Source organism: Macrococcoides goetzii (genome assembly GCF_002742385.2).
Classification (GTDB): domain Bacteria; phylum Bacillota; class Bacilli; order Staphylococcales; family Staphylococcaceae; genus Macrococcoides; species Macrococcoides goetzii.
Genome location: NZ_MJBI02000004.1, coordinates 14,744 through 34,709, shown reverse-complemented (window position 1 = coordinate 34,709; position 19,966 = coordinate 14,744). Strand labels below are relative to the sequence as shown.

General features: G+C 34.5%; 25 protein-coding genes. 19 read left to right on the top strand and 6 right to left on the bottom strand.

What is annotated here, in order from left to right:
• Positions 1-136: 136 nt before the first annotated feature.
• The 4 genes from murT (at position 137) to scdA (ending at position 4,238) form a co-directional block, all read left to right on the top strand.
• Positions 137-1,456, top strand: coding sequence for a lipid II isoglutaminyl synthase subunit MurT (gene murT, locus BFS35_RS09690; RefSeq protein ID WP_099581070.1), 1,320 nt, complete (start codon positions 137-139; stop codon positions 1,454-1,456).
• Complete coding sequence (gene gatD, locus BFS35_RS09685; RefSeq protein WP_099581072.1) at positions 1,449-2,177, top strand: lipid II isoglutaminyl synthase subunit GatD; 729 nt, start codon at positions 1,449-1,451, stop codon at positions 2,175-2,177. Before murT ends, gatD begins: the two co-directional genes overlap by 8 nt.
• A 175-nt stretch (positions 2,178-2,352) precedes the next feature.
• Positions 2,353-3,492 (top strand): TIGR04053 family radical SAM/SPASM domain-containing protein, encoded by a 1,140-nt coding sequence (locus BFS35_RS09680; protein WP_099581074.1) that lies wholly within the window; start codon positions 2,353-2,355, stop codon positions 3,490-3,492.
• Positions 3,493-3,560: 68 nt separating this feature from the next.
• A complete protein-coding gene (gene scdA / locus BFS35_RS09675; protein ID WP_099581076.1) occupies positions 3,561-4,238 on the top strand; it encodes an iron-sulfur cluster repair di-iron protein ScdA in 678 nt (225 codons plus the stop codon).
• A gap of 29 nt (positions 4,239-4,267) precedes the next feature.
• Here the strand turns inward: scdA and BFS35_RS09670 are convergent, their stop codons facing one another.
• A complete protein-coding gene (locus BFS35_RS09670) occupies positions 4,268-5,263 on the bottom strand; it encodes an FUSC family protein (protein ID WP_099581078.1) in 996 nt (331 codons plus the stop codon).
• Positions 5,264-5,430: 167 nt separating this feature from the next.
• On the opposite strand from BFS35_RS09670, the gene map reads away from it, so the two are divergent.
• From map to BFS35_RS09645, 5 genes are all read left to right on the top strand, one after another.
• Positions 5,431-6,186 carry a type I methionyl aminopeptidase gene (gene map / locus BFS35_RS09665; RefSeq protein ID WP_117946012.1) on the top strand — a complete coding sequence of 252 codons (756 nt, stop codon included), beginning with the start codon at positions 5,431-5,433 and terminating at the stop codon, positions 6,184-6,186.
• 102 nt (positions 6,187-6,288) lie between these two features.
• The gene (locus BFS35_RS09660; RefSeq protein ID WP_099581080.1) at positions 6,289-6,639 is read left to right on the top strand and encodes a hypothetical protein; all 351 of its coding nucleotides are present in this window, start codon (positions 6,289-6,291) and stop codon (positions 6,637-6,639) included.
• Positions 6,640-6,654: 15 nt separating this feature from the next.
• Positions 6,655-7,350 carry a cell wall-active antibiotics response protein LiaF gene (gene liaF / locus BFS35_RS09655; protein ID WP_099581082.1) on the top strand — a complete coding sequence of 232 codons (696 nt, stop codon included), beginning with the start codon at positions 6,655-6,657 and terminating at the stop codon, positions 7,348-7,350.
• Positions 7,347-8,369, top strand: coding sequence for a sensor histidine kinase (locus tag BFS35_RS09650; RefSeq protein ID WP_099581084.1), 1,023 nt, complete (start codon positions 7,347-7,349; stop codon positions 8,367-8,369). Before liaF ends, BFS35_RS09650 begins: the two co-directional genes overlap by 4 nt.
• Before the next feature lies 1 nt (position 8,370).
• Complete coding sequence (locus tag BFS35_RS09645) at positions 8,371-8,994, top strand: response regulator transcription factor (RefSeq protein ID WP_099581086.1); 624 nt, start codon at positions 8,371-8,373, stop codon at positions 8,992-8,994.
• Positions 8,995-9,040: 46 nt separating this feature from the next.
• On the opposite strand, the gene BFS35_RS09640 is transcribed toward BFS35_RS09645, so the two are convergent.
• From BFS35_RS09640 to BFS35_RS09630, 3 genes are read right to left on the bottom strand one after another with little or no spacing between them, the layout of a single operon-like run.
• Positions 9,041-9,613: a beta-class carbonic anhydrase gene (locus BFS35_RS09640; protein WP_099581088.1), complete on the bottom strand. Its 573-nt coding sequence runs from the start codon at positions 9,611-9,613 to the stop codon at positions 9,041-9,043.
• Positions 9,614-9,632: 19 nt separating this feature from the next.
• On the bottom strand, positions 9,633-10,661 hold the full coding sequence (locus BFS35_RS09635) for a YihY/virulence factor BrkB family protein (RefSeq protein ID WP_099581090.1): 1,029 nt from the start codon (positions 10,659-10,661) through the stop codon (positions 9,633-9,635).
• 33 nt (positions 10,662-10,694) lie between these two features.
• Complete coding sequence (locus BFS35_RS09630) at positions 10,695-11,000, bottom strand: YtxH domain-containing protein (RefSeq protein ID WP_096075937.1); 306 nt, start codon at positions 10,998-11,000, stop codon at positions 10,695-10,697.
• A gap of 180 nt (positions 11,001-11,180) precedes the next feature.
• On the opposite strand from BFS35_RS09630, the gene BFS35_RS09625 reads away from it, so the two are divergent.
• The 4 genes from BFS35_RS09625 (at position 11,181) to BFS35_RS09615 (ending at position 13,537) form a co-directional block, all read left to right on the top strand.
• The gene (locus BFS35_RS09625) at positions 11,181-11,378 is read left to right on the top strand and encodes a DUF1128 domain-containing protein (RefSeq protein WP_099581092.1); all 198 of its coding nucleotides are present in this window, start codon (positions 11,181-11,183) and stop codon (positions 11,376-11,378) included.
• Positions 11,379-11,404: 26 nt separating this feature from the next.
• Positions 11,405-12,640: an aminopeptidase gene (locus BFS35_RS09620; RefSeq protein WP_099581094.1), complete on the top strand. Its 1,236-nt coding sequence runs from the start codon at positions 11,405-11,407 to the stop codon at positions 12,638-12,640.
• A 55-nt stretch (positions 12,641-12,695) separates the two neighbouring features.
• Positions 12,696-12,869, top strand: a complete 174-nt coding sequence (locus BFS35_RS13895) for a hypothetical protein (protein WP_165983398.1) — start codon at positions 12,696-12,698, stop codon at positions 12,867-12,869.
• A 149-nt stretch (positions 12,870-13,018) separates the two neighbouring features.
• A complete protein-coding gene (locus BFS35_RS09615; protein WP_099581096.1) occupies positions 13,019-13,537 on the top strand; it encodes an acyl-CoA thioesterase in 519 nt (172 codons plus the stop codon).
• Positions 13,538-13,570: 33 nt separating this feature from the next.
• On the opposite strand, the gene BFS35_RS09610 is transcribed toward BFS35_RS09615, so the two are convergent.
• Together BFS35_RS09610 and yfkAB are read right to left on the bottom strand one after the other, a co-directional pair.
• Positions 13,571-14,089 carry a helix-turn-helix domain-containing protein gene (locus BFS35_RS09610; protein ID WP_158554295.1) on the bottom strand — a complete coding sequence of 173 codons (519 nt, stop codon included), beginning with the start codon at positions 14,087-14,089 and terminating at the stop codon, positions 13,571-13,573.
• Between the two features lie 126 nt (positions 14,090-14,215).
• Entirely contained in the window at positions 14,216-15,340 is a 1,125-nt protein-coding gene (gene yfkAB, locus BFS35_RS09605) for a radical SAM/CxCxxxxC motif protein YfkAB (RefSeq protein ID WP_099581100.1), read from the bottom strand.
• Between the two features lie 134 nt (positions 15,341-15,474).
• On the opposite strand from yfkAB, the gene BFS35_RS13890 reads away from it, so the two are divergent.
• The 6 genes from BFS35_RS13890 (at position 15,475) to BFS35_RS09580 (ending at position 19,963) form a co-directional block, all read left to right on the top strand.
• Positions 15,475-15,633 carry an SE1561 family protein gene (locus BFS35_RS13890; RefSeq protein ID WP_096075943.1) on the top strand — a complete coding sequence of 53 codons (159 nt, stop codon included), beginning with the start codon at positions 15,475-15,477 and terminating at the stop codon, positions 15,631-15,633.
• Between the two features lie 11 nt (positions 15,634-15,644).
• On the top strand, positions 15,645-17,024 hold the full coding sequence (gene rlmD, locus BFS35_RS09600) for a 23S rRNA (uracil(1939)-C(5))-methyltransferase RlmD (RefSeq protein WP_099581102.1): 1,380 nt from the start codon (positions 15,645-15,647) through the stop codon (positions 17,022-17,024).
• 90 nt (positions 17,025-17,114) lie between these two features.
• A complete protein-coding gene (locus BFS35_RS09595; RefSeq protein ID WP_099581104.1) occupies positions 17,115-17,633 on the top strand; it encodes a type 1 glutamine amidotransferase domain-containing protein in 519 nt (172 codons plus the stop codon).
• A gap of 441 nt (positions 17,634-18,074) precedes the next feature.
• Positions 18,075-18,794, top strand: coding sequence for a glycosyltransferase (locus BFS35_RS09590; protein ID WP_099581106.1), 720 nt, complete (start codon positions 18,075-18,077; stop codon positions 18,792-18,794).
• 57 nt (positions 18,795-18,851) lie between these two features.
• Positions 18,852-19,646, top strand: coding sequence for a recombination regulator RecX (recX, locus tag BFS35_RS09585; RefSeq protein WP_099581108.1), 795 nt, complete (start codon positions 18,852-18,854; stop codon positions 19,644-19,646).
• Entirely contained in the window at positions 19,643-19,963 is a 321-nt protein-coding gene (locus BFS35_RS09580) for a YfhH family protein (RefSeq protein WP_165983397.1), read from the top strand. The genes recX and BFS35_RS09580 overlap by 4 nt, the downstream gene beginning before the upstream one ends.
• The last annotated feature ends 3 nt before the right edge of the window (positions 19,964-19,966 follow it).

Genomic DNA, 19,966 nt, shown 5'->3' with positions numbered 1-19,966 from the left:
TAATGTAAAAAGATTAGATAATAATATCCATGGTATGGAGGGGAAGGTTTTATAGTCTTTATATTTATTCGCGACAAATATTTATACTAATTATTTATGAAGTGATATAATAAATTGTTGAAATTAGGAGGTTACTATGAAAAAATTTGCTGCTAAAAATTTAGCGAAAGCTGCACGACGATTAAGCATCATGGCTGGTAAACGCGGTACAGATTTGCCAGGTCAGATTGCGCGTAAAATTGATCCGCAAATATTAAAGAAACTAAGTGCCGAAGTTGATGAAGTGGTCTTTATTTCAGGAACAAACGGGAAGACGACGACAAGTAATTTAATCGGGCACACATTGAAACAAAATAATATTAGCATTATTCATAATACAGAAGGTGCTAATATGGCTGCCGGTATTACATCAAGCTTCATCGTACAATCTTCAAAAGATACAAAACTTGCGATTATTGAGATCGATGAAGGCTCTATTCCGCGTGTATTAAAAGAAATGACCCCAACAAAGATGGTGTTTACGAATTTCTTCCGTGATCAGATGGACCGCTTTGGCGAAATAGATATATTAGTCGATAGAATCGCTGAAAATATAAAAGGACGAGGGATAGAACTCATCTTAAATGCAGATGATCCGTTTGTTTCACGCTTAAAGATTGCGAGTAACAAAGTGACATATTATGGTATGAAAGATCATATTCATAACTTTGAAGAAAGTTCAATGATTGAAAGTAAATACTGTCCAAATTGCGGTAAAATGCTGCATTATGATTGGATTCATTATAATCAGATTGGACATTATTCTTGTACGTGTGGTTTTAGTCGAAATACACCAAAATATGAAGTTGAAGCATTAACTGAGACACCATTCTTGAACCCGACGATTAACGGACATACTTTCAATATGAAGATTGCAGGCGACTTTAACGTCTTCAATATTATTGCAGCTTACGCAGTTTTACGAGAACTCGGATTAAATGACAAATCGATTGAAAAAGGATTTTTAACGTACACAAGCGATAATGGGCGTATGCAAAACTTCGAAAAAGGAAACAAACAAGCCATTATCAATTTAGCGAAGAATCCAGCTGGATTGAATGCGAGTCTATCTGTCGGGGAAAAAATTGAAGGTGCAAAATCATATTTAATCGCATTAAATGATAATGGTGCAGATGGACGAGACATTTCGTGGATTTGGGATGCTGATTTTGAAAAGTTAGCACGTCAAAATATACCTTATATTATGTGTACAGGAAATAGAGCTGAAGAGATTGCATTGCGATTGAAGTATGCTGAAATTGATGCTGAAATTCATGTGAATCAAAATATAAAGGAAGCGACGCATACAATACTAAAACGACCTGAGTACCCAGTATGTATTCCAAACTATACATCTTTAGAACCGATGCATCAGGCATTAAATCAATTCTTTGAAGGAGGTAAAGGAAATGAATAGAGCTATCGAAGTATTTCACTTTATGCCGGATAAGTTGAATTTATATGGTGATATCGGAAATATTATTGCTTTGAAACAACGTGCCAAATGGCGCGGACTGGAAGTAAACGTTACAGATATTAATACAACACAAGGCATTAAGATTAGCGATGCGGATATATTGTTTATCGGTGGAGGGAGTGACCGTGAACAAAAGATTGCAACTGATGATCTGTTCCGTGTTAAAGATGATTTTAAAGCAGCAATTGAAGACGGTATGCCAGCACTAACGATTTGTGGTGGTTATCAATTTTTAGGTGAAAAATATATTACGCCAGATGGCCAGGAATTAAAAGGACTGCATATTTTAGATTTTTATACTGAATCTAAGAAAGATCGTTTAACAGGAAATATCGTGATTGAATCTGAAACATTCGGTCAAATCGTTGGATTTGAAAATCATGGTGGCAGAACATATCATGATTACAATACTTTAGGGAATGTTGTCAGTGGTTATGGTAATAACGACACGGATAAAAAAGAAGGTATTCATTACAAGAATTTATTAGGAACGTATTTACATGGTCCGATCTTACCTAAAAACCATGAGATTACAGATTATTTATTGAAACAAGCATGTGAGCGTATCGGTATGGCATTTCCTGAAGTGCGTCTCGATAATAGTGTGGAAGAAGCGGCTAAACAAGTTATTGTAAAGCGATTAATGGAAGACAAGAAATAAAATATGAAATTGTTATGGGGCGATTCTATTGTGGAACCGCCCCGTTTTTATTGATTTGGGCCGATTCAGAGAGCGAACTGCCCAAAAATCTTGTGACAAATTATCAAACTCTTTAAAAGATATATTTTAAATATATCTTTTAGGTGTATAATCGACTTATAAGTTTCGGGGAGGGATTTGTTTGATAGATTATAACGAGAAACCATTTATCGTCATCTGGGAAGTAACACGTGCTTGTGAACTACATTGCCTGCATTGTAGAGCTGAAGCACAAATTAATCGCAATCCATATGAGCTAACGACGGATGAGGGTAAAGCATTGATTGATGATATTGCACAGATGAACGGACCAATGCTTGTATTTACCGGTGGCGATCCTTTGATGAGAGAAGATATTTTCGAATTGTCAGCTTATGCAGTTGAAAAAGGTGTTCGCGTTTCTATGACACCGAGTGCCACACCAAATGTCACAAAAGAAAATATGCAGCGTGCAAAAGATGTCGGTTTATCTCGTTGGGCATTCAGTATAGATGGACCGAATAAACAAATCCACGATCATTTCCGAGGTACAGAAGGTAGCTTTGATTTAACAATGAACGCAATTCAATATTTAAAAGAATTAAAGATGCCATTACAAATTAATACGGTGATTAGTCGCTATAATATTGATTATTTAGAAGAGATGGCTCAGATGGTTGAAGATTTAGGTTGTGTACTTTGGTCAGTATTTTTCTTAGTTCCTACGGGTCGAGGAAAAGAAAGTGATATGGTCACACCAGCACAACATGAAGAAGTATTTCGTTTCTTAAATAAATTACGTAAGACAGCTTCATTTGGCATTAAGACAACTTCTGCACAACATTATCGACGCGTCGTGCTTCAGGAACAGATTCGTGAGATGAAAAAGGCAGGGACGTTTGATGCAATTAAATATGAAGACAGTTTAACAACGATGGATATCAATACAATTGATGGATTAGGTCGTGCCCCTAAAGGTGTCAATGATGGAAATGGCTTTGTATTTGTATCACATTTAGGACACGTTTATCCGAGTGGCCTGCTTCCTGTTTCATGTGGAAACATTCGACAAAAACCACTCAGTGATATATACGTAAACTCTCCAATATTACAAAACTTACGTAACCCTGATCTATTCAAAGGTAAATGTGGCATGTGTGAATTCAGATATGTATGTGGGGGTTCAAGAAGTCGTGCGTACGCCGTAACAGGAGATTTAATGGAATCAGAACCTTTCTGTGTATACCAGCCTAAAGCCTGGATACAGCATCAAAGAAAGTTGAAAGCAGTTAATTAAAAAAAGTAAAAATGATTATAAAAAATGAATCAATAAAAAAATTTAAAATTAATCGGAGGAAAAAAAACATGATCACTAAAGAAATGCTTGTTTCAGATATCGTAAAACAATCGCCTAAATCAGCAGATATTTTTAGAAGTAACCGTATCGATTTCTGCTGTGGAGGTAATATCCCGTTATCAGAGGCTATCAACGAAAAAAGTAAGCCACTTGATGCATTGTTAGAAGAAATTAACGCTTTAGATAATGGTAGTGATGGAACACTTGATGTACAGTATTTAGATAATGCAGCGCTTATCAATTACATTCAAAATAAATATCATAAACCACTTGCAGAAGAATTTAAGAACTTAATGCCTTATGTAACGAAAGTAGCAAAAGTGCATGGTGAACGTCATCCACATCTCATAGAACTAAAAGAACTCACACTGAAGCTACGTGATGAATTATTAGATCACACTAAAGATGAAGATGACAATGTATTTCCACTTGTCATCGAATATACAAACAATCCGACAGATGATTTAAAGACTAAACTTGCACCTCATATTGCTGAACTTGAAACAGAACATGACGGTGCAGGTAATATTTTAAAACGCATGCGTGAAATGACGTCCGACTTTACACCACCGATGGATGCTTGTGGTACATTTAGAGTTGTATACCAACGTTTAGCAATGCTTGAACGTGATACGTTCCAACATGTACATCTGGAAAATAACGTATTGTTTGAAAGAATTAAATAGATAAACAAACAAAAAGAAACAAGTCGTAATTAGACTTGTTTCTTTTTATTTGGATGATCAGCAAGTAATCTATTGATCATCAGCAGTTCATAAATGTAATGACTTTTCATTTGATTATCATCAAATTCAGTTAAATGCTTCACGCTATTTTTAAGTAAACTCAGCGATGATTTGTCTGGATGGTAAGTGCGATCTTTACCGAATGATTCAAATGCTTTCATAAGTTCATTGAGTGCTTCCTTTTCTTCTATTGTCATTTCAAAGGTCGTCCCATTTGGAATGAGTATCATATGGTTAATATGTAACTGAATGAGACGGTTAACATCCAATCGATGACGTAACTTAGTCAATTCGTACTCAATTTCTAAATTTTTATGAAAATGCAATTCCTCTTTTTCGTATGCCAGTAAAGTATCAATCTTTGCGATTAATTTATTTGTTTGCTCCATCATTGGCAATGTGCCGCTTAAATCAGCAAGATTAGCATTGATTTCAGTCGAACGCCTTACAAGCATCGACATTAACTTTGATTCTAAAATATCCATAAGACTCGCGATCTGCGTATGATACTTTGGTGGTAATACAAAGAAATTGACGACGGTAGCTGTCGTTAAACCGATTGTTGTCGTTGCTAGCCTTGAAAAGAAGTTAAACGCAAAATCCTGATGAATATTAGGAACCATAGCAACTGCAGTAAGACTGGCAACAAGCATACCATCATATAACTTTAGTTTATAGCAAACAAACAAAGTCAAGGTTGCTGCAATACTATAACTTAAAGCACTATCTCCTAAAAAGTATGTACTCATTACAGCGATAAACGCACCTAAAATCGAAGCGGGAAACCTTACAAATGCTTTCTTCAAAGAAGCTCGCGCTGTTGGTTCTATCGATACGATTGAGGTAATTACTGCAAATATCGGTGGTAAATTAAAAAACTGGCATATTACTGCAGTTAAAAAAGTTGCAAGCCCGGTTTTAATCGTGCGGGCACCGATTAATTTTTTCGTCCATTTTATTTTCATTTCATCATTCCAATTTTTAAAAGTAGTATACTGCATAATCTTTGTTATAATAAACAGTGACGAATATATGATATGTTTATTAAACAAATTAATCAATACCTACGTATGAAATTAATCGATATTTGCGCATATCATATGCATAAATTTAAGTGAAAGAAGAGATAACAATGATCGTAACATCAGAAAAAGATTTACAAGGACTTAAAGAAATTGGACGTATCGTAGCAATTATACGCGACGAACTGAAGCATCAAGCGAAACCTGGTATGACAACGAAACAACTTGATAATATTGCAAAAGAGCTTTTTGAAAAGCATGGTGCTCAATCAGCGCCAATCACTGAATATGACTTTCCAGGATACACATGTATTAGTGTAAACGAAGAGGTAGCACATGGTATTCCAGGACCACGTGTTATCAATGATGGAGATTTAGTAAATGTCGATGTTTCAGCTTGTAAAGACGGATATTATGCAGATACAGGTATTTCATTTGTTGTAGGTGAAGTAAATGACCCTATGAAACAAAAAGTAGTGGATTGTGCTGAAATGGCATTTAATGAAGCGATGACAAAGATTAAACCTGGTGCGAAACTCAGTAATATCGGACGAGCAGTCAATGCGACAGCACGTAAAAATGGCTTAACGGTTATCAAAAACCTAACAGGACATGGTATCGGCAAAAGTTTACACGAAGAACCAAAGCATATTATGAATTACTATGATCCAATGGACAAAACTTTGTTAAAAGAAGGTATGGTATTAGCTGTTGAACCATTCATCTCTTCTAAAGCAACCATTGTTTCTGATGGTAAAGATGAGTGGGCATTTGAGACGAAAGATAGAAGTTTTGTCGCACAAATCGAGCATACACTAGTAGTCACAAAAGATGGTCCATTACTACTTACAAAATTAGAAGATTAATCCTACTACTTTAGTTGTAGTTAATAATCATTCCACAGACGCTTATATGTTTGTGGAATTTTTTTTATAATGATGATACTACGGAACGAATGGGGTATGAATATGCAAAAGATAAAACATTACTTAAACAATACTGTCAAAGCCTGCGTTCAGAACTTTATGTACTTTAGAACGGCATCTGCCTATAAACGATTAGCCGATATTAATGGATTGAAAAATATAAAACAAAATGAAATGATGCAGTTAACATCTGAAAAAGAACAATTACAAACTGCGCTTGAAACACATGAAATTAAACCGACAGAACATTTAAAGAACAATCGTCAACCATTAATCAATAAAATCAATACGATTGATAATGATATTGATGAAATTGAATCATTACTGTTAAACTTAGAAGAAGAAAAAAGAAATATACAATATGAAATATTATTATTATCCAATGTAAAATAAAGAGGAAGTGTATATGTGAAACAAATTGTTAGTTCAGAGTTATTAATCATCTTTTTTACATTGATATTGTTATCGAACCTGTATTATATATTCTTTGTGAAAATTGGGATGCTACTTGTTATTGTTGCAGCAATTGCATTGATTTACTTAAGCCAGAACATGAAAGAAAATCTGCGCGGGCTTATCATTTTGTGGATTGGACTAATCATGTTGATGTTTGGCTTATTATCTAATCCATATACTTTAATCGTCTTGTTTAGCTTCATTATTATCGTTGCAATCAGATATATTATCTATAAACGTCAGCCGATGAAAGTCATCCAGACAGAAAATAATAAGATGATCATCAATAAACAATCTTTGTTTAGCTTTCAATCAACGCCAGACAAAGTGTATAAATTTGAAGACATTAATCTGCAGCACGCGATTGGGGATTTAAATATTGATTTAAGTCAGGCAGCAAATCTTAAAGAGACCAATATTGTAGTTGTACGCAATATGATTGGTAAAACGACAATTACTGTACCTTATCACTACCAGGTTAAAGTGGATTATACAACGATGTACGGCCAACTTAATATTCAGGATGCGTATACTAAGAAGGCACGAAATGAACGTTTGACCTACGAATCAGATGCATATCCTAATAAAGTAGTAATCAAGCTTTTTGTATCATCAATCGTCGGAGATTTAGAGGTGCAGTACCGATGAATAACTATACGAGAATGATTGGTTCTTTATTGATACTTACTTATAGTCTTGCAGTAATATTTTTCGTGCTTGACCGTATTTTTGTTAATATCATCTACTTTCAAGGTATGTTTTACACACAAATCGTTGGTGTTCCGGCTATACTTTTTTTAAATGTGATCGTAATACTTGCCTGTATTATTATGGGTTCGATACTTGCATATCGTCAGAATGAACAGTATACAGATATTCAGGAAATGATATCGCGTCTTGGTGACGGTGAGAAGATTACACTGGATAATTTAAATCAAGATTTAGAAGTTATTGAAATCATGAAAACTTTAGAACATGTAAGTATAATCATCGAAGAAGTTAAACGTCAAAATCAGCTTGTGATCAATGATGTTCATACATTAAACGAAGAGACGGTAAAGCAAATTGTTGAAGAAGAGCGTCAGCGACTTGCAAGAGAATTACATGACTCTGTAAGTCAGCAGCTTTTTGCTGCAAGCATGATGCTATCCGCTTTAAAATCAGTAAATCATGCTGAACAGGTACGCAAACAACTTAATCTATTAGAGAAAATGCTTCATGAATCACAATTAGAAATGAGAGCGTTGCTATTACATTTAAGACCAGTCGGATTGAAAAACAAAACGTTAGAACAAGGATTAATTCAGCTTATTAAAGAATTGAAACAAAAGATACCATTAAATATCAATGCGGATATTGAAGAGATTAAACTTGAAAAAGGTGTAGAGGATCATCTTTTTCGAATTGCTCAGGAATCCATTTCCAATACGTTACGACATGCCAAGGCAGAGCATATTACGATTGAATTATTTAGAACAGGTAACCGTGTTATATTGAGAGTGACAGATGATGGTCGAGGTTTTGATATTAATCAAATAGACGATACAAGATACGGTTTACATACGATGAAAGAAAGAGCCTTAGAGATTGGTGGTACTTGTCACGTTATTTCAGCACCACAGTCAGGCACGCGAATAGAAGTAAAAGTCCCAATCAAGGAGGAATAACATGCGCATATTATTTGTAGATGACCATGAAATGGTTAGAATCGGTATTTCAAGTTATTTATCAATGCAGGAGCATATTGAAATTATCGGAGAAGCAAGTAACGGCAAAGAAGGGATAGAAAAGACCTTAACGCTGTCTCCGGATATTGTATTAATGGACATGGTTATGGATGAAATGGATGGCATTGAAGCAACAATGCAAATTAAAGCCAGGATGCCTAAAGTAAAAGTGATTATGTTGACAAGTTTTATAGAAGACAAAGAGGTTTATCGTGCACTCGATGCCGGTGTTGATAGTTACATATTGAAGACGAGCAGCGCTGAAGAAATTCGTGATGCGATATATAAAACTTATGCTGGTGAATCCGTATTTGAAAAAGAAGTAATGGCGAAGATGAGATATCGTCTGAATCAAAAAGCTGAACTGCATGAAATGCTTACTGAACGTGAAAAAGAGATTCTTTTACTCATTGCAAAAGGTTATTCTAATCAGGAAATCGCTGATGCAAGCCATATTACAATTAAAACAGTTAAGACTCATGTGAGTAATATTTTGAGTAAATTAGAAGTACAGGATAGAACACAGGCAGTCATCTATGCATTTCAGCATGATTTAATTGAATAAAAGAAGAGTGAAATGCTGTAATTAGCATTTCACTCTTTTTAAAAGGTTATTTTTCTACATGATCATATCCATTAACAAGTAATTCTACTTCACCTGTATGCGGTTCGATTACGAGGCCGTGCACAGGTACTGAGCGATCGAATAGTGGGTGGTTGTATACGAGTTTAACGTTTTCTTGGACGTTTTCATAAACATCGTTAAATCCACCAAGGAAGTGATCGACATCAATACCAGAATGAATGATTATATCCATCACTTCTTGTTTGATACCGCGGTCTTTCATCGTTGATTTTACTTTTTCAACGTCAAGGGAGCCCATACCACAATCCTTATGACCCATAATAATGATTTCTTCAGCACCTAATGCATATATACCGACAAGTAAGCTACGCATTGTAGATCCATAAGGATGAGTAATTGTAGCACCGGCATTTTTAACAGTCTTAACATCACCATTTTTTAAGCCAAGTGCTTTAGTAGATAACTCCTGTAATCTTGTATCCATACACGTTAATAATACTGCTTTCATAGCAGGGACTTTAGAAGTCGCATACTGCTCATAATCTTTGTTCTCTACAAAATTTTTGTTGAATTCAAGCATACTGGATAATAAAGTCAATGTAATCCCTCTTTCACTATTATTGCTGAGATGATAGTTTCTTCTCATGTATTATAGCATTAATTTGAGATCCGATAATAATGATAAACCCAGTTAAATATAACCATAACATTAAGACGATAACCCCTCCGATACTACCGTATGTTTTAGAGTAGTTACCAAAGTTACTTACATAATAACCGAATAAGAAACTTGCGCCAATCCATGCAATTGTCGCAAATAATGCACCTGGAATTACAGATTTAAACATTAATTTTACATTTGGTGCAATTGCATAAAGTGTTACAAACACGATAAATGTAATGATTAATGGAAGTACCACTTTAATTAAAGAGAAAACCCATTTAAATTGCGATTCTAAACCGAACTGACCGAATAAATAGTTACCGATTTGTTCACCGAATACTGGTAATGCAAGCGCAACACCAAATACAACAACCATAACTACAGTAAATAATACACTTAATAGTTTAGCAACGATTGGATTACGCGCATCTTCAACTTCGTATGATACATTGAAAGCATTCATTAACGCAGTCATTCCGTTAGATGCTGACCAAAGTGCAGCGATTAAACCGAATGATAGTAAACCTCCGTTTGCATTTTTCATGACATCGGTAACAACTTCTGTAATCATCTTTGAAGTTTCTCCTGGTGCGTTCTTTGCAATCATATTAGTGATAGTATCAGGAGATACATTAAATAACGGTATTAATGTTAGTAAGAAGATTAACATTGGGAATAAAGACAGTAAGAAATAATAAGCAAGTTGTGCTGATAAACCAGCAGCATCATCTTTACCAATTCTAAATAATAATTTGTTAAAGAAATTGCCATCATGTTTATACTTAGCAGGCTTATTAATTTTAGAAACATATAACGTTTCATTTTCTTTTTTTGCTTGTTTTGATTTAAAGCGTTGACTATTTACAAAATATTCATCTTCATTAGACAATTTATTTTTGTCTTCAGCCTCTAAATTATTAGACTCAGGACCTTTAGCGGCCTGAGTCAGAAATTTAGAGGTGCTTTTTTTATCTTTCGACATATTTCCACCTCATTATTAAATTGATTTAAGCAATTATCCGTTTGGTCCAGAAATTTTCTTTTGGTTACGCTTTTGAATGAATGTATCTTTTGCATCTAAAATAGCACGTTCTAATTCTGGGTTATTACGACGGATTTCATCGATTGTTTCTTTCCAGTATAATAACTCATCTTTTAAATTTTTAGCTTTCGCTTTTGTAGATGGAGCTGGTGTGATACCGTTTTGTTTTGTTGATTGTACTTGATTTTTAACCGAACTACGTGTCTTTTTATCAATCATTGATACTGCGGCACCGATAATAGCACCAGCAATTGTTGCAGGGATTAATTTGTTATTCATAATTTTTCTCCTCCTAAGTTGTAAGAAATGGTGTTTTCACACCTATTAATTATTATATAGCCATTTGCAGAGATTGATAAACAAAGAAATATCAAAAATACAAAAATTTTATATTATTCATTTTTTGAATAGTTTGATAAAATAGATTTTGTATGAAATTTGAAAGAGAAGGTGCTATTGATGAATAAAGAACAAATGGTAAATGAAATCATTCAAAAGTTAAAATTAGTAAATGTCGGTGTTATAAAGCCTGAATCTATTGACGATAACAAAATTGATGAATTAAGAGAGATACATGAGATGGTAACAAAAAGAAACAGCTTTTCTCCAAGTGAGATGAGTGCGTTAACAGATGCATTAGGACAACTAAGAAAATAATATTTATACAGAAAAGGGGATAACACATGAGTTACAACAAAGAAGAAAAATTACAAAAATACGCTGAATTACTTGTCAAAGTCGGAATGAACGTTCAAAAGGACCAACGTGTATTTATTCGTGCAACAGTTGACGCAAAAGATTTTGTTCATTTAATCGTAGAAGAAGCTTATAAAGCAGGATCAAGTGACGTTAAAGTATCTTATGCTGATGACCGTCTGGCGCAATTAAACTTCCAGTATCGTGATCAGTCTGCATTTGAAAAAGTACCACAATATTTAATCGATGAGCGTATGGATTACGCGAGAGACTACGCAGCTCAATTAGCATTAATCTCTTCAAGTCCTGAAAATTTAAAAGATGCAGATCCTGCGAAAGTAGCAGCTAATATGAAAGCTTACGGCGCTGGATTTAAAGAATATATGAAGATGATGCAGTCAGACCAGTTCTCTTGGACAGTTGCAGCATATCCATCACCAGCATGGGCGAAATTAGTATTCCCTGAATTAGAGGAAGCTGAAGCGTTCGATAAATTATTAGATGCTATATTAGAATCTGTACGTATGAATGAAGCAGATCCTGTTCAGGCGTGGGTTGAACATAATGATAATCTGCATGCTAAAGCAGACTACTTAAACCAAAAAGCTTATGTGGCATTGCATTATACAGCACCAGGAACTGACTTAAAAGTTGGACTTCCGAAAGGACATATTTGGAGTGGGGCTTCTAGTATCAATAAAGATGGTACGTCATTCATGGCAAATATGCCGACTGAAGAAGTATTTACGGTACCTCATAAAGATGAAGTCAACGGTACAGTATCCAGCACATTACCGTTAAGTTATGGTGGAAATATTATCGATGAATTTACTTTAACATTTAAAGATGGTGTTGTAGTTGAATATGATGCGAAAGTTGGTAAAGACATTTTAGAAGGATTATTAAACTCAGATGAAAATGCAAAAAGATTAGGTGAGGTCGCATTAGTTCCACATGATTCACCAATTTCAAATTCAAAGATCCTTTACTATAATACTTTATTTGATGAAAATGCATCTTGTCACTTAGCATTAGGTTCTGCTTATCCTTTCTGTATCGAAGGCGGTAAGGAAATGAACGATGAAGAGCTAGCAGCACACGGTTTAAACAATTCAATTACACATGAAGACTTTATGATTGGCTCTGCGGAAATGAATATTTCAGGTATTACAGCAGACGGACAAGAAGAAGCAATCTTTGTAAATGGAAATTGGGCGTTTTAATTTTTAAAATAAAGTGATATGATTATATTATTATTGATATAAGAGGAGGATGGTCATGTCAGTACCTATGATGTGGTTAGTAGTTATCGCATTCTTATTTGTGATCTTTACTTTCGGTGGATTTATTATGATGACGTTAATCAATGCATTTGATTCTAGAGAATCAGATATTATTGATACACCTGAAGAAGCTTTAGAAAAGAAAGTTTTTGCAGACGATTTACATTAATAACTTTTAAAGAGATAGATTTCTATCTCTTTTTATTTTTTGTGCTAGTGACAAAGAAAAAATACTGCTAGCGCATAACAGAATCAAATCATGCATATACTAAATTAAACTTTAATCATTACATAAAGTAATAGAATAGAGGTATGACGATGACAGAACGATTAAAAAAGACGATGAATGCATCAAAGACAGTTAAGACGAAACAAATCTTTCCGACTGATACGAACCATCATAATACATTATTCGGCGGAAAACTCATGGCTTTAATTGATGATGTGGCAAGCATTGCGGCAACACGACATTGTGCACGCTCAGTTGTAACGGCAAGTACAGATTCAGTTGACTTTTTAAAGCCGATACGTCCTGGTGAAGTAGTGACACTCGAAGCGGTCGTAACTTATACTGGTACATCTTCTCTAGAAGTATGTGTGCAAGTCATTTCAGAAAATGTAATTCACCAGACAAAACAGTTAGCTGCAATTAGTTTCCTGACTTTTGTAGCACTGGATGAAGATAATAAACCGGTCGTTGTACCTGAAGTCATTGCAGAGACTGAAGATCAAATTTGGCTGAATGAAACAGGAAGAGAACGTGCAGAATTTCGTAAAAGCAGAAGAGATAAAAGTAAAGAACTATTAAATTTCTTCGAGAAAAATATTGAAGTATAAAAAAACGAATCCGGATTGATTTCCGGATTCGTTTTATTGTTTATGTATCTCATTCACTACAAGAAATTCAACAGCTTCATCAGTAAAGTTGTACCAGTAATGAGGTTCGTGTGCATCAAACATATAAGATGCGCCAGGCTGTAATTCTAAACGTTTCGTACCAACAGTAAGTGTCAAAGTTCCTTTGATACAGTAAATAAATTCAACACCAGCATGTTGACTTGAATCATCCTGACTCGCACCAGGCTGTAATACAACGCGAATCGGTGTAAATGCGCCAGGTACGCCGTTTGATAAGTTTTGATATGTAAATGACTTCGTAAGTTCTGAAGCATCAACTTCTGTCTTTTCAACAGTTGTTGTATGGAAGAAATAGCTTGGATGAATCTCTAAAGCATCTGCAATCTTTCTAAGTGATGCCATCGTTGCGCTACATTTATTCGTTTCTAACTGTGAAAGAAAAGCGATAGAAACGCCAGTTTCATCCGATATGTATTTTAAAGTTTTATTCTGCTTCTTTCGAATTTCTCTTATCTTTTCCCCGATTGTCATATGAATAACACCCCTAAAATATACTTTATATATCATTATACATGAAATTTAACATCAAATAATAAGAATATTTCAAAAAAACTAATTATTAATAAAAAAGACCTGCAAGAGGTCTTTTTGGTGTCACTATTGATTCATTCTGATTTCATTTGCTTTAAAATCGACATTGGGGTAATACATATTTTTAACAAGTAGATTTGGTCCTAAACATTTCACTTTTGGACAATGGCAATTAAGCGATTGATTGAGTTCACTAATCTTCCATTTATCATAGATATCTTGTAGTGGGGTCGCAATAATATTTTCAATTGTGCCCGTCTCATCGCCAAAGTCGGTTACAATAACGTCACCTGTAAATACGTTGACATTTAATCTTGAACGACCATCCGGATCGTTACGAACTGTAACATTTTTAGCTTTATTCACTTCATCCAGGAATAACAAATCATCTTTATCGAATGAACATGGGAGGATAGGTAACGTCCCGAATAACATCCAGGTTTCCTGATCTCTAAATGAAAGAAGCTTTCTGATTGCAGCTTTCGTTTCTTCTGTTGTCAGAACATTTAAGTCACTTGCAAAGTCAGATGGGTACATAGGATGCACTTCATGACGTGCACATTTCATATCATTTACGATTTCATTATGAATCTTTTCAAGATAAGGTAGCGTGCTTTTGTTGAGCATCGTCTCAGCTGAGACGAACATACCTGCTTCAGATAATTTGCGTGAATTCTCAATCATCTGTTCATAGAGCTTATAACGTGCAGCAAGTGGGGGTTTCTTATCCATTACGTGGAAACCAACTTCTGCGAATTCATCGATTGTACCCCAGTTATGAGAAATATGCATGACATCAACCAAGTCAATAATTGGTTCATAACGATCGTAATTAATCGTTAGATTTGAATTCATTTGTGTATAGATACCACGGTTCTGAGCATATTTTAATATTGGAATAACTGTTTCTTTAATTGATTTCTTTGAGAACATCGGCTCTCCGCCTGTAACACTTAAAGTAGAGAGATGTTCAACTTCATCCAGCCTTTTGAAAATGGTCTTCATATCAATTGTATCCGGATCTTTTAATTGCAATGTATAACCGACAGCGCAATGTGCACAACGCATATTGCATAAAGTGGTCGTTGTAAATTCAATGTTTGAAAGTTTCGTTTCACCATATTTTTCAACGTCGTTATATGCTTCCCAAGGATCATTGTGAATTGAAATTTTGTCTTTCAAATGTATCATTTTTAGCCTTCTTTCCAGTAATCGTCTTTTTCTATTATGAACGTGTGAGAATGTTTGTCAATAATAAATACATTGAAAGTTTAAGGAATCTGTTACATAATGAATACATTCATAGAATAAAAAAGGAGCACATTATGACTAAAGATTCTTTAGAAGAAATTAAAGTAAAATTAAATGATTTTATGGAGACGATTGATTCAGTAGACCCTGAGACAACAGATATTCATGATATCGATGAATGGTTAGCGTTACTTGATCAGTTAGAACAGAAAGTAAAATCTATTCAACAATAAGGAGATAAGTTATGGCAGATATACAAGTAAAGATCGGTCAGCAGTTTCCTTTAACAATTAAAAGACTCGGTATAAACGGCGAGGGAATAGGATATTTTAAAAGGAAGATTACATTTGTTAAAGGGGCATTACCTGGCGAAGTAATCGTGGCACAAGTTACAGATATTAATCATAAATATTTAGAAGCGAAGATGGTTAAAATACGTGAAAAATCAAGAGAACGCGTGAAACCACCTTGTAATGTATTTGATCTTTGTGGTGGATGTCAATTACAGCATCTTTCATATAACGGACAATTGAAATATAAAAAACAGATCGTTGAAGATGCTATTACTAAATACGCACCTCACGTTAAGCTTGATTCCATTAAAGATACTTTAGGCATGGCTAATCCATTTGGTTATCGAAATAAAAATCAATTTCCTGTGGAGAAATCAGGACGAAAAATTCGTGCAGGTCTATATAAAGAGCATTCTAATACTTTGATTGATTTACATGAATGTATCGTACAAGATGATCGTACAATGAAGACGACTAATGAAATCAAGAAGATTATGAGTGAATTAAACATTGAAGTTTGTAAAAATCCATCTCGTGAAGTGGGCGTAAGACATATTATTACTCGTGTGGCACTCGCTACAGGAAACTTACAAGTAGTCTTCGTAACCAATACACGTGATTTAAAGAAACAAGACTTGTTAGCCGAACGTGTGATGCGCTTACCAGGTGTTAAAGGTGTTGCATTAAACATCAATAAAGAGAAGACATCGATTGTAATGGGAAATGAGACAATCGTTATTGCTGGTGATGAGACGATTCGTGAAACGTTACAAGATCACGTGTATGACTTATCAGCAGAAAGCTTCTTCCAGTTAAATCCGAAACAAACCGTTGTACTTTACAAAGAAGTAGAACGTGCGGCAGGATTGACAGGCAAAGAAAATGTCGTTGATGCATTCTGTGGAACAGGTACGATTGGTATTTGGTTAGCGGATAATGCGAAAGAAGTGCGTGGTATGGATACAAATGAAGATGGAATTGTTAATGCTATCTATAACGCTACAGCAAACAATAAAGATAACTGTAAATTTGAAATTGGTGATGCATCAGATAAACTTGATGAATGGATTAAAGACGGATTCTATCCGGACGTTATTACAGTAGATCCTCCAAGAACTGGCTTATCTGAAGAAACGATTCAACTAATCAATGAAATTAAACCGAAGACGTTCGTCTATACAAGTTGTAATCCATCAACACTTGCGAAAGATTTAGCACATTTAACGAAAGCGTTCCAGGTTGAGTACATTCAGCCGGTGGATATGTTCCCACAAACAGCGCAAGTAGAAGCAGTTGTGAGACTTGTACGAAAAAGAAAATTAGGGAAATAACAGTTACATCCATAGTAATTTGCTATGGATGTTTCATCATTTTTAAGACGGGTAAATAATACTATAACGATTTTAGGAGGAATTTATATTATGACTAAGAAAATCGCAGTAGTATTAGACAATTTATTTGAAGATGTAGAATTTACGAGCCCGGTTGAGGCCTTTAAAAAAGAAGGACATGAAATTACTGTTATCGGTAAAGAAGCGGGTAGCACAGTAAAAGGTAAAAAGGACAATACAGAAGTAACGATAGATAAAGCAATCGGTGATGTTAAACCTGAAGACTTCGATGCGTTATTAATCCCGGGTGGATTCTCACCAGATATGTTACGTGGGGATGAGCAAGGACGATTCGGTGAATTTACAAAAGCATTCGTTTCAAATGAAAAACCTGTATTCGCCATCTGTCACGGACCACAGTTATTAATCGATACAGATTTATTAAAAGGTAAAAAGTTAACAAGTTATTTATCTGTACGTAAAGATTTAGAAAATGCTGGTGCAACAGTAGTAGACGAATCAGTTGTTGTAGATAGCAATATCGTAACATCACGTACACCTGATGACTTAGAAGACTTTAACCGTGAATCATTAGCATTATTAAAATAGAATAGATTTTTTACCAGCTGGCATTTGTTGGCTGGTTTTTTTGTGCTAGCGATAAACGTAAAATATCGCTAGCAAGTAACGAAAAAGAACCGAAAACAAAGAGATGCTAGCGACAAACGTAAAATATCGCTAGCAAGTAACGAAAAAGAATCGAAATCATAAAGATGCTAGCGACAAACGTAAAATATCGCTAGCAAGTACCGGAAAAGAATCGAAATCATAAAGATGCTAGCGACAAACGTAAAATATCGCTAGCAAGTAACGAAAAAGAACCGAAAACAAAGAGATGCTAGCGACAAACGGAAAATATCGCTAGCATAAACATCAACATCAACATCACCTCATACATCCCAAGACTGATTTTATACACATCCTGCTTCTTTTAATTCCAAACATTTAATCGTGGTGGTAAGATGAATTTAAGAAAAGAGGTGCATACAGTTGAAAAGAAAAAAACGTGGATGCGGTTGTGGTTGTTTTTCTATTTTACTAATTCCATTACTATTAATTATGTTATATGTCGGTTTTAATGTATATAAAGGCTTTCAAGTCGATATCGGTGAACTTCGTACAATTGAGCAACAGGAAACTTATGTTGCCACACAAGATATGCAGCCCTATGTGAAAAATGCTTTCATCGCTGTTGAAGATAAACGCTTCAATACACATGATGGAGTGGATTGGTTTGGAACTGGACGTGCAATACTAGTGTCTATTAAGAACGGAGAAGCGTCACAAGGTGGGAGTTCAATCACCCAGCAACTTGCGAAGACTTACTTCTTTAATAATGAAAAGTCTATTTCACGAAAGATTAAGGAAGTTGTTGTCGCAAAGCGTATTGAGAATAATTTCACGAAAGATCAGATTATGAGTTATTATTTGAATTCCATTTATTTTGGAAATAATCATTATAATATTGAAACTGCTGCAAACGCAGATTTTAATGCCAGTACACATAAAGAAAATCAATATTACCCTCAAATAACAGTACTCCAAAGTGCATTACTAGCAAGCAGTATTAACGCACCATCTGTATACCATCCAGAAGCTTATCAATCAGACACTGCTTTAAAGACACGTACAAAAGAAACACTACAAAAGATGCTGGATCAGAAATTTATTGATCAAACGCAATATAATGAAGCTGTAAGTGGGTTATAATATGTATAAGATTAACGCTAAATATTCATTTAGCGTTATTTTTATGGAGGTTTTATGATGGAGAAAAAAATCACCAAAATAGAAGTACAGAAAAATAATAAAGAACGCTTTAACTTATATATCAACGGTGAATTTTTCGCAGGTATTGATGCTGCTACTTATGTTCATTTTAATCTGAAGAAAGATTTAATACTTACAGACGAAATGTTGATTAAAATCGGTGAATATGATGGATATCGTGTAGCGATCAATAAAGCAATTCAGTATTTATCCTATAAGAAGCGTACAGAAAAAGAAGTACGAGATTACTTGACGAAGTTAGAAGTAAATCCACAGGCAACTGACAAAGCAATCGAGTATTGTAAAGTAAATGGTTATATTAATCACGAAGATTATTGTATTAGCTTTATGAATACAATGATAAATACGACTGATAAAGGTCCGGTTATCTTTGCTCAGAAATTAAAGGAACTTGGTATAGAGCAAAATTTAATCGATAAGTATTCATATCAATTCGAAACTGAAGTTACCAAAGAAAGAATAGATAAAATTACCGCTAAAATAACAAGAAAGTACGAAAAAAAGCAATCCGCACGTATGATTCAGCAAAAAATAATGCAAACTCTGATTCAAAAAGGTTATAATTTGGATATTGCAAATGATGCATTAAAAAATGTTAAAATAGATACAAATGAAGATGCACTACAAAAAAATCTTGAAAAAGAAGTTAATCGTTTAGCGCGTAAACATGAAGGTTTTGAACTGAAGCAAAAAGTCATTCAAAGCATGATGAGAAAAGGTTTTGAATACGATATAATAATAGAACGTTTAAAGGATAGTGGACTCGAGTGAATGAGAAAAAATTAATCGAAATGAATGAACATGAATTACGTGAGATTGTCGGTACTTATCGTGAAAAAGCAAGAAAAGCTGAAACGATGGGGATTGTAAATGAATATGAAGTCTGGATGCGTAAAGCTTTAATTGCAGAGAGCTACATGGTTGATACAAAAAAGGTTGAAATCGGTAAAGTATATCAACTGATCGGAAATCAAAAAGAATACTTTAAAGTTGAGCGTATTAAAGGCGTATTTGCGTGGGGATTCAGATTAGGTTCCCAATTAGATGAAGAAGGGATACCTTTGGCACTGTTACAGCTTGATGCTTAAGGA